We start from the raw sequence: 8885 nt of genomic DNA, 5'->3' as shown, positions 1-8885 counted from the left end.
GTGGTGCTGGCGCGCTCGGATGACGGCGCGGACGCCGGCGGGAACAAGCGGCTGGTGGCGTACGTGGTGGCACAGCCAGGCGAGGCGGCCGAAGCGCAGGCCTTGCTGCCGCAGCGCTGCCGCGAGGCGCTGGCGCGGCAGCTGCCCGAGTACATGGTGCCGGCGGTGGTGGTGGTGATGCCAGCGCTGCCGCTGAACGCCAACGGCAAGGTCGACCGCAAGGCGCTGCCGGCGCCGCAGGCCGCGGACCTGCGCCAGGCTGAGCACGTGGCGCCGCGCAACGACACCGAGGCGCGGCTGTGCGAGGTATGGCGCGACGTGCTCAAGCTGGAAAGCGTGGGCGTGCACGACAACTTCTTCTCGCTCGGCGGGGACTCGATCTTGTCGATCCGCATCGTCTCGCAGGCCAAGGCGGCCGGGCTGCTGCTGAGCGTGAAGGACCTGTTCAAGCACCAGACGGTCGCTGAGCTGGCCCAGGCGCTCGGCGCCGGTCTGCGCGAAGAGGTGACATCGGCACCGGTGCTGGCCCCCTTCGGGCTGCTCACCGACGACGAGCGTGCGGGCCTCGGGCCCGATGCGGCGACGCGCTATGACGACGCGTACCCGATGTCGCAGCTGCAGATGGGCCTGGTGTTCCACACGCAGCTGGAAAGCAGTGCGGAGGCGTACCGCGTCATCTTCAGTCTCGACGTCGAGTCGCGCTGGGATGCAGACTGCTTCGAGCGGGCGCTCGCCTTCATGTTCAGGCAGCACCCGGTGCTGCGCAGCGGCTACGACCTCGATGCGTCGCGGCCGCTGCAGTTCGTGCACCGCGACCCGCCGCTGCCGCTGCGCTTCGAGGACCTGCGCCACCTGCCGACGCAGGCGCAGCAGGACTGGATCGCTGAGTGGGTGCAACACGAGCGGCGCGCGCCGTTCGAGTGGCGGGGCCCGCTGTTCAAGGTCTTTGTCTTCCGTACCGGCGAGGCACGCTTCGACGTCGGTCTGAGCTTCCATCATGCCGTCTATGACGGCTGGAGCGACTCGACCTTCGTGAGCCAACTCTTCCTGCACTACGAGCGCCTGCTCACCGGGGGCGGCTTGCCCGAGCCGGTGATCGATTGGGCCTTCCGCGACTTCGTCGCGCAGGAGCTGCAGGTGCTTGCCAATCCGCAGGCCCGTGCGTACTGGACCGAGGCCCTGCGCGATGCGCCGGAGCAGCAAATCCCGCGCCGCCCGGCCGCCGACAGCCGGCAGCGTGAACGCACGCTGCGGCGCCAGCGCGTCGACGGTGTCGGTGCCTTGTCCGGTGCGCTCGTCGCGCTGGCCCGCCGCCTTGGCGTGCCGCTGCAAGCCGTCTTGCTCGCCGCGCATGCGAAGGTGCTCTCCGCCCTCAGCGGACAGGCCCGTGCGCTCACCTCCGTGGTCAGCAACGGCCGGCCCGAACAGGAAGGTGGCGAGAAAGGCCTCGGCTTGTTCCTCAACCTGCTGCCGGTCTGCGTCGACGTGGGCGCGGGCAACTGGGAGTCACTGATCCGTGCAATGGCCGACCGGCTGGCCGACAACATGCGTCACCGGCACTATCCGCTGTCGGCCATCCAGCAGGACCTGCGGCGTGGATTCTCGGAGGTGGTTTTCAACTACACCCATTTCCGCGCCCTGCAAACCGTGGGCGAAAGCTCGGGCCTGAAGTTTTCGGGCCGCCAGGGTTTCGAAAAGACCAACTACGACTTTTGCGTCAATGCCTCACGCTCGGTCGAGAACGACCGCTTGGCGCTTGCGCTGACGTACGACGTTGATTTGTACGACGCGGGCCTGATGGAGCGGGCGGGGGGTTACTACGTGGCGGCATTCGAAGCGATGCTGCGCGATGTGGGGTCGGCACACACAGGGGTGTGCTTGCTGGGTGCAGGCGAGCGCGAGCGGCTGCTGCACGGCTGGAACGCGACGGCGCAGCCTGACGAGAACGATGCATCGCTGCACGCGCTGTTCGAGGCGCAGGCGGCGGCGCGGCCGCAGGCGCCGGCGGTGCTGATGGGCGAGCAGGTGCTGAGCTTCGAGGCGCTGGACGCGCAGGCGAACCGGCTGGCGCATCACCTGCGAGCGCTGGGCGTGGGCGCGCAGGGCGAGCAGACGTGCGTGGCGCTGTGCCTGGGCCGTTCGCCGCAGATGGTGGTGGCGCTGCTGGCGGTGCTGAAGGCCGGTGGCGCGTACCTGCCGATCGACCCGGACTACCCCGAACAGCGCATCCGCGACGTGCTGGCCGACAGCGCGGTGCGCCTGGTGCTGACGCAGGCGCGGCTGCAACCGGCGCTGGCGGCGCTGGCGCCAGCCGGCGTGGCGTGGCTGAGCGTGGACGACGAAGCGACCGAGGCGGCGCTGGCTGCGTTGCCGGCGCACCGCCTGGCGGCACCCGCTGCCGGTGACGCTCGGCGCCTGGCCTACGTGATCTACACCTCGGGCTCGACCGGGCGCCCCAAGGGCGTGCTGGTGGAGCACCGCGGCGTGGCGAGCCTGGTGCGCTACAACGCCGGGCTGCTGGGCATCGAGGCCAATTCGCGGATGCTGCAGTTCGCCTCGATCGGCTTCGACGCGGCGGTGTGGGAGTGGACGAGCGCGTTGCTCAACGGCGCGGCGCTGGTGCTGTGCGAGGACGTGGGTGACCCGGCATGCGTGGCCGAGGCGATCGCGCAGCACGGCGTGACGCACGCGCTGCTGCCGGCACCGTACGCGGAGCAGCTGCCGCAGGCGGCGCTGCGCGCGCTGCAGGCGCTGGTGGTGGGCGGCGATGTGTGCACGCCGGCGATGGCGCAGCGCCTGGCGCAGCACGTGGGCCGGCTGGTCAACGCCTACGGGCCGACCGAGACCAGCATCGTGGCGACGTGCCACCCGTACGCGGGTGAACGCGAGGTCTTCCCGATCGGGCGGCCGGTGGCCAACACGCGGGTCTATGTGTGCGACGCAGCGCTGCGGCTGCGGCCCACGGGCGCGGAGGGTGAGCTGTACGTGGGTGGCGACGGCGTGGCGCGCGGCTACCTGGAGCGCGCGCAGCTGACGGCCGAGCGCTTCGTGCGCGACCCGTTCAGCGCCGATCCGCAGGCACGGCTGTACCGCACGGGCGACGTGGTGCGCTGGCGCGAGGACGGCACGCTGGAGTTCATCGGGCGGGCCGACGACCAAGTGAAGATCCGGGGCTTCCGGATCGAGCCGGGCGAGGTCGAGCACCGGCTGGTGGCATGCGAGGGCGTGCACGAGGCGGTGGTGGTGGCGCGGGCGGATGACGGCGGCGAGGCGGCGGACAAGCGGCTGGTGGCCTACGTGGTGCCGGGCGAGGTGGCGCTGGTGGCGCCGGGGTCGGCGCGCGACGAGGCGGTGGAGCGCTGGCGCGCGGCGCTGGCAGCGCAGCTGCCGCAGTACATGGTGCCAGCGGCGTTCGTGGTGCTTGCGACCTTGCCGCTGACGCACAACGGCAAGGTCGACCGCAAGGCGCTGCCGGCGCCGCAGGCCGGCGAGCTGCGCAGCCAGGCGTATGTGGCCCCGCGCGACGAGCGCGAAGCGGCGCTGTGCGCGCTTTGGCAGCAACTGCTGCGGGTCGAGCGGGTGGGCGTGCACGACCACTTCTTCGAGGTGGGCGGGCATTCGTTGCTGGCCACGCGGCTGGTCAGCGCCGTGCGTGCGGCGTTCGGCGTCGACCTGCCGCTGCGCACCGTGTTCGAGCGGCCCACCGTCGCCGGCCTTGCGCAGGCCCTGGCCGTTGGCGCAGGCGAGGTCGTCGATTGCCTGGTGCCGCTCGGCGGCGACCGAGATCTGCCTGCGCTGTTCTTGGTGCCGGGTGCCGGTGGACAGAGCCTCGTGTTCCGGGAGCTGGCCGCGCGGCTGGCCGGCGACCACGCGGTGTTTGGCTTCGACACGCCGGGATTGCGCGAAGGTGAGCATCCGCTGAGTGACATCCAAGCCATCGCTGCGCACTTCCTGCCGCGGCTGAGGGCCGCGTCGCCTCGCGGTCCGGTCACGCTTGTCGGGTACTCGCTCGGCGCACCGGTCGCGCTGGAGATGGCCCGCCACCTGGAGCGCGAGGAGGGGCGCCCGGTGACCCTGGTGGTGCTCGACGGCTTCAGCCGCTACGAGGGGCGCGCGCTCGACGTGCAAGAGGTGTCCAACCTGATCGAACGTGGCCAGGCGCGTTTGCTTGGCGAGCGTGCGGAGGACCTGGGCGGCGGCGGCCCGGAGCAGCGCCTGCCGGAGCTCATCGCGGCCCAGGCAGCGATGCACTACACACCGGAGCCGGGGCGCGTCTCGCGCGTGGTCGCGATCCAGTCGGCGCAAAACAGCGTGTCGCTGCGTGAGCAGTGGCAGGACTTCTCCGAGGCGCCTCTGGCGTGCGACGTCGTGCCGGGCGATCACTTCGACATCCTGGCGGCGCCGTCTGTGGAGGAGGTGGCGCGGATCGTCCTCGCGTCGGCACGGGCGGAACGTCAGGCCGAGGACGACTCCGAGGTGACGGCGTGAGTGGTCACCGCTCCGCTACGGCTCGATCATGAGTCCGGTCAGGATCACGTCAACCTCCAGGGCCTCGATCGCGACGGGCCATCGCGATCGAGGCGTGAATCGCTCATCCAGCGGTTCGACGATTTCGAGCACGAGGGTGCCGGCCTGCGGATCCACCGAGGCGACTCGGGCGGCTTCGAAGCCGAAGAAGCGACGCACGGTCGGGAAGGCAGCCTTGTAAAGGCTTTCCTTGGCGCTGAAGGCGATCGTCACCCAGCGGTCGAGGTCGGCGTCACCGAGCTTTCGCAACAGCTCGAGCTCGTGCCCGTCCACCGCCAGCCCGCGCAGCGCCGCCTGGTCCTCGCCGCGCGCCACCCGCTCGGCGTCCAGCCCGAGGCCGACATAGGTCGCAGCCGGCGCGACCGCGGCCGCGGCCAGCCCGTTGATGTGCGTGACGCTGCCGACCACCCCAGCAGGCCAGAGCGGCTCGCGCACTGCGCCGACGCCCACCGGATGTGGCGGCAAACCTTGCGCGAGCAGCGCCGCCCGCGCCGCCCAGCGACCGAAGAAGAACTCCGCTTGGCGCCGCGGCACGCTGCGCGACAGTGAGTCGTTCCAGCCGAGCCCCGCCATGGGCGCCGCAGCAGCGTCGAACCGGGCAAAGCGTTCGGCGTCAAACGAGACCAGGTGCACAAGTGGTGCACGTTCGTCGCGCGCGCTGCCCGGCCAGGCACGCGTCCACTGGTGCGCCAGTGATTGAGGCTTCTCCGAGCCTCGGTCCGCGCGTCCGTTGTCCAGCGAGCTCGATGTCAAAGTGGGGGACCCCAAGGGTGGCCGTACGCGCGACAACCTTCAGGCGACAACCGCGCGGTGCGGGCACCAATTGGCCGGCGCGACGATGACCAAACCGTGCCGCGACAAGGCTGCCTTCTTCAGCCTCAACAAGGCTTTGTCTCGGCTGACCAACGTGTGCGCACCCGCCACGACAGCCAGGTCGACGAACTTCTGGTCGTCCGTATCGGTGCAGCGCAGCCCACGAATCGCTGCCGGGCTTGGCGCCCGCTCAGGCTCGAGGCTGGCATGCTGGTCGAAGAAAGCGAGCACGGGCGCGGTGGGCGCCGGCCAGCGACTGCCGAAGCCGCGCGCCAGCACATGAGCCAATTCGTCACGCATCGCCGCGGTGGCCAGCCAGCGCCAACCGTCCGCAGCGCCGGGCAGGCGCCAGTCGCGGCACAAGGGGTTGCCGAAGAACTGCCAGTCGAGAACGGTCTGGGTGTCAATCACCACGCGCTGGGGGTTGCTCAAGAAGCACTCGCTCACTTCGATGGATGATTCACGCCTCGGCTGCAGCGGCGCCGCGCTGCTTGTCAAGGCCCGGTTGCGACGGAGGGGAGTCCCGACTATAATGGAGGGCTTTTCGGCAGATTCTGCTGCGCTCAATGCCCTGAGCGGCTCGGGACGCGAGAGGTCGACGGTGGCGCCATGCCGCCCAGCCCGCCAGCTTGTCAAGTTGGTCGAAGCTGTACGACCCGCCCGGTGCCACTTCCTCGTCTTGGAACGCTTGGCACATCCTCCCCGGAAAGATCAGAACCCACGTAACTTCAAACGGGAACAAGTTACCCATGCCCACCATCAACCAGCTCGTGCGCCAAGGCCGCAAGGTCGAGGTCACGAAATCCAAGTCGCCTGCGATGCAGAACTGCCCGCAGCGCCGCGGGGTTTGCACCCGCGTCTACACCACGACGCCTAAGAAGCCGAATTCCGCGCTTCGCAAGGTTGCCAAGGTGCGCCTGACCAACGGTTTCGAGGTCATCTCGTACATCGGCGGTGAAGGCCACAACCTGCAAGAGCACAGCGTCGTGCTTCTGCGCGGTGGCCGTGTGAAGGATCTGCCGGGCGTGCGCTACCACATCGTGCGCGGCTCGCTCGACCTGCAGGGCGTCAAGGATCGCAAGCAATCACGTTCGAAGTACGGCGCCAAGCGCCCGAAGAAGACCTGATCAGCTTGCATTGAAACGAGGTCGTCACGCCGGGCTGCGAAGCTTCAGGCTGATGACAAGAATGCGGCCAGGGCTGGTGCCCGAGCCGAGTAAGTGAAAGACCCACGCCAGAAGGCACTCAGTGGTCTTTCGCGGTGAAGGCGAGAGCCGACACCAACTGAAGACAAAGGAAGAGTGAAATGCCACGTCGTCGCGAAGTACCCAAGCGCGAGATCCTGCCGGACCCGAAGTTCGGCTCTGTTGATCTGTCCAAGTTCATGAACGTGATCATGGAATCGGGCAAAAAGGCCGTCGCCGAGCGCATCATCTACGGTGCGCTGGAGCAGGTCGAAAAGAAGGCCAACAAGGATCCGCTGGAAGTCTTCATGGTCGCGTTGAACAACGTGAAGCCGATGGTTGAAGTCAAGTCCCGCCGCGTCGGCGGTGCGAACTACCAAGTTCCCGTGGAAGTTCGTCCCGTCCGCCGGATGGCCCTGGCCATGCGTTGGTTGAAGGAATCGGCCCGCAAGCGCGGCGAGAAGTCGATGGCCGCCCGCCTGGCCAACGAACTGCTGGAAGCCTCGGAAGGCCGCGGCGGCGCGATGAAGAAGCGCGACGAAGTGCACCGTATGGCTGAAGCCAACAAGGCGTTCTCGCACTTCCGCTTCTAAGATCCTCGTTTCCCGGCCGCCTAGGGTTATCACCAACCCGGGCGGCCCTTCGTATTTGGAGTGACCACCATGGCTCGCAAGACCCCCATCGAGCGCTACCGCAACATCGGTATCTCGGCGCACATCGACGCTGGCAAGACCACGACGACCGAGCGCATCCTGTACTACACCGGCGTGAACCACAAGATCGGTGAAGTGCACGACGGCGCTGCCACGATGGACTGGATGGAGCAGGAGCAGGAGCGTGGCATCACGATCACCTCCGCGGCGACCACCTGCTTCTGGAAGGGCATGGAAATGAACTTCCCCGAGCACCGCATCAACATCATCGACACCCCCGGGCACGTCGACTTCACGATTGAAGTCGAGCGTTCGATGCGCGTGCTCGACGGTGCCTGCATGGTCTATTGCGCCGTGGGTGGCGTGCAGCCCCAGTCGGAAACCGTCTGGCGCCAGGCCAACAAGTACAAGGTGCCCCGCCTCGCGTTCGTCAACAAGATGGACCGTACCGGCGCGAACTTCTTCAAGGTCTACGACCAGATGAAGACCCGCCTGAAGGCCAACCCGGTGCCGGTGGTGATTCCCATTGGCGCCGAAGAAAACTTCACCGGCGTGATCGACCTCATCAAGATGAAGGCGATCATCTGGGACGAAGCCTCGCAAGGCATGAAGTTCAACTACGAGGACATCCCTGCTGAGCTGCAGGCCGATGCCCAGAAGTGGCGCGAGAACATGGTCGAAGCGGCTGCCGAAGCCAGCGAGACCCTGATGAACAAGTACCTCGAGTCGGGCGAGCTGACCGAGGAAGAGATCAAGAGTGGCCTGCGCACGCGCACGATCGCCACCGAGATCCAGCCGATGCTGTGCGGCACCGCGTTCAAGAACAAGGGCGTGCAGCGCATGCTGGACGCCGTGATCGAGTACATGCCTTCGCCGATCGACATCCCGCCGGTTCCCGGCACCGATGACGACGACAAGGAAACCAGCCGCAAGGCCGACGACAACGAGAAGTTCGCCGCGCTGGCGTTCAAGCTGATGACCGACCCGTACGTCGGCCAGCTGACCTTCGTGCGCGTCTACTCGGGCGTGCTGAAGTCGGGCGACTCGGTCTACAACCCGATCCGCGGCAAGAAGGAGCGCATCGGCCGGATCCTGCAGATGCACGCCAACCAGCGTGAAGAAATCAAGGAAATCCTGGCCGGCGACATCGCCGCCTGCGTGGGTCTGAAGGACGTGACCACGGGCGAAACTCTGTGCGATCCGGAATCGATCATCACGCTGGAAAAGATGGTCTTCCCGGAGCCGGTGATTTCGCAGGCCGTCGAGCCGAAGACCAAGGCCGACCAGGAAAAGATGGGCATCGCCTTGGGCCGCCTGGCCCAGGAAGACCCGTCGTTCCGCGTGCGTACCGACGAAGAGTCCGGCCAGACCATCATTTCCGGCATGGGCGAGCTGCACCTGGAAATCATCGTCGACCGCATGAAGCGTGAGTTCGGCGTGGAGGCCAACGTCGGCAAGCCGCAGGTGGCCTACCGCGAGACGATCCGCAAGGCCGTGACCGACATCGAAGGCAAGTTCGTTCGCCAGTCGGGCGGCAAGGGCCAGTACGGTCACGTTGTGCTGTCGATCGAGCCGCAAGAGCCGGGCAAGGGCTTCGAGTTCGTCGACGCGATCAAGGGCGGCGTGGTGCCGCGCGAGTTCATCCCCGCGGTGAACAAGGGCATCGTCGACACGCTGCCGAACGGCGTGCTGGCCGGCTACCCGGTGG

At 67.8% G+C, this 8885-nt stretch carries 6 protein-coding genes; 4 read left to right on the top strand and 2 right to left on the bottom strand.

Annotated elements, in window-relative coordinates; genetic code table 11:
- Window positions 1-54 precede the first annotated feature (54 nt).
- The gene (locus AC1DYI_RS19705) at window positions 55-4488 is read left to right on the top strand and encodes a non-ribosomal peptide synthetase (protein ID WP_477205829.1); all 4434 of its coding nucleotides are present in this window, start codon (window positions 55-57) and stop codon (window positions 4486-4488) included.
- 15 nt (window positions 4489-4503) lie between these two features.
- On the opposite strand, the gene AC1DYI_RS19700 is transcribed toward AC1DYI_RS19705, so the two are convergent.
- Window positions 4504-5160 (bottom strand): 4'-phosphopantetheinyl transferase family protein, encoded by a 657-nt coding sequence (locus AC1DYI_RS19700; protein WP_477205828.1) that lies wholly within the window; start codon window positions 5158-5160, stop codon window positions 4504-4506.
- 159 nt (window positions 5161-5319) lie between these two features.
- The gene (locus AC1DYI_RS19695; RefSeq protein ID WP_477205827.1) at window positions 5320-5772 is read right to left on the bottom strand and encodes a PIN domain-containing protein; all 453 of its coding nucleotides are present in this window, start codon (window positions 5770-5772) and stop codon (window positions 5320-5322) included.
- Window positions 5773-6089: 317 nt separating this feature from the next.
- On the opposite strand from AC1DYI_RS19695, the gene rpsL reads away from it, so the two are divergent.
- The 3 genes from rpsL to fusA all read left to right on the top strand — a co-directional run.
- Window positions 6090-6467, top strand: a complete 378-nt coding sequence (gene rpsL, locus AC1DYI_RS19690) for a 30S ribosomal protein S12 (RefSeq protein ID WP_477205826.1) — start codon at window positions 6090-6092, stop codon at window positions 6465-6467.
- Between the two features lie 179 nt (window positions 6468-6646).
- Window positions 6647-7117 (top strand): 30S ribosomal protein S7, encoded by a 471-nt coding sequence (gene rpsG, locus AC1DYI_RS19685; protein WP_477205825.1) that lies wholly within the window; start codon window positions 6647-6649, stop codon window positions 7115-7117.
- A gap of 69 nt (window positions 7118-7186) precedes the next feature.
- The coding region (gene fusA, locus AC1DYI_RS19680; protein ID WP_477205824.1) for an elongation factor G at window positions 7187-8885 on the top strand (1699 nt) is incomplete at its 3' end.

The sequence above is a fragment of the Ideonella sp. P3_A4 genome, from assembly GCF_056403075.1.
Note: the sequence above shows the minus strand (reverse complement) of the source record. Positions and strands in the feature narration are given on the sequence as shown.

Bases quoted from the DNA above. Each gene is read 5' to 3' on its own strand.
- rpsL (WP_477205826.1), top strand. From the start codon at position 6,090: ATGCCCACCATCAACCAGCTCGTGCGCCAAGGCCGCAAGGTCGAGGTC.
- rpsG (WP_477205825.1), top strand. From the start codon at position 6,647: ATGCCACGTCGTCGCGAAGTACCCAAGCGCGAGATCCTGCCGGACCCG.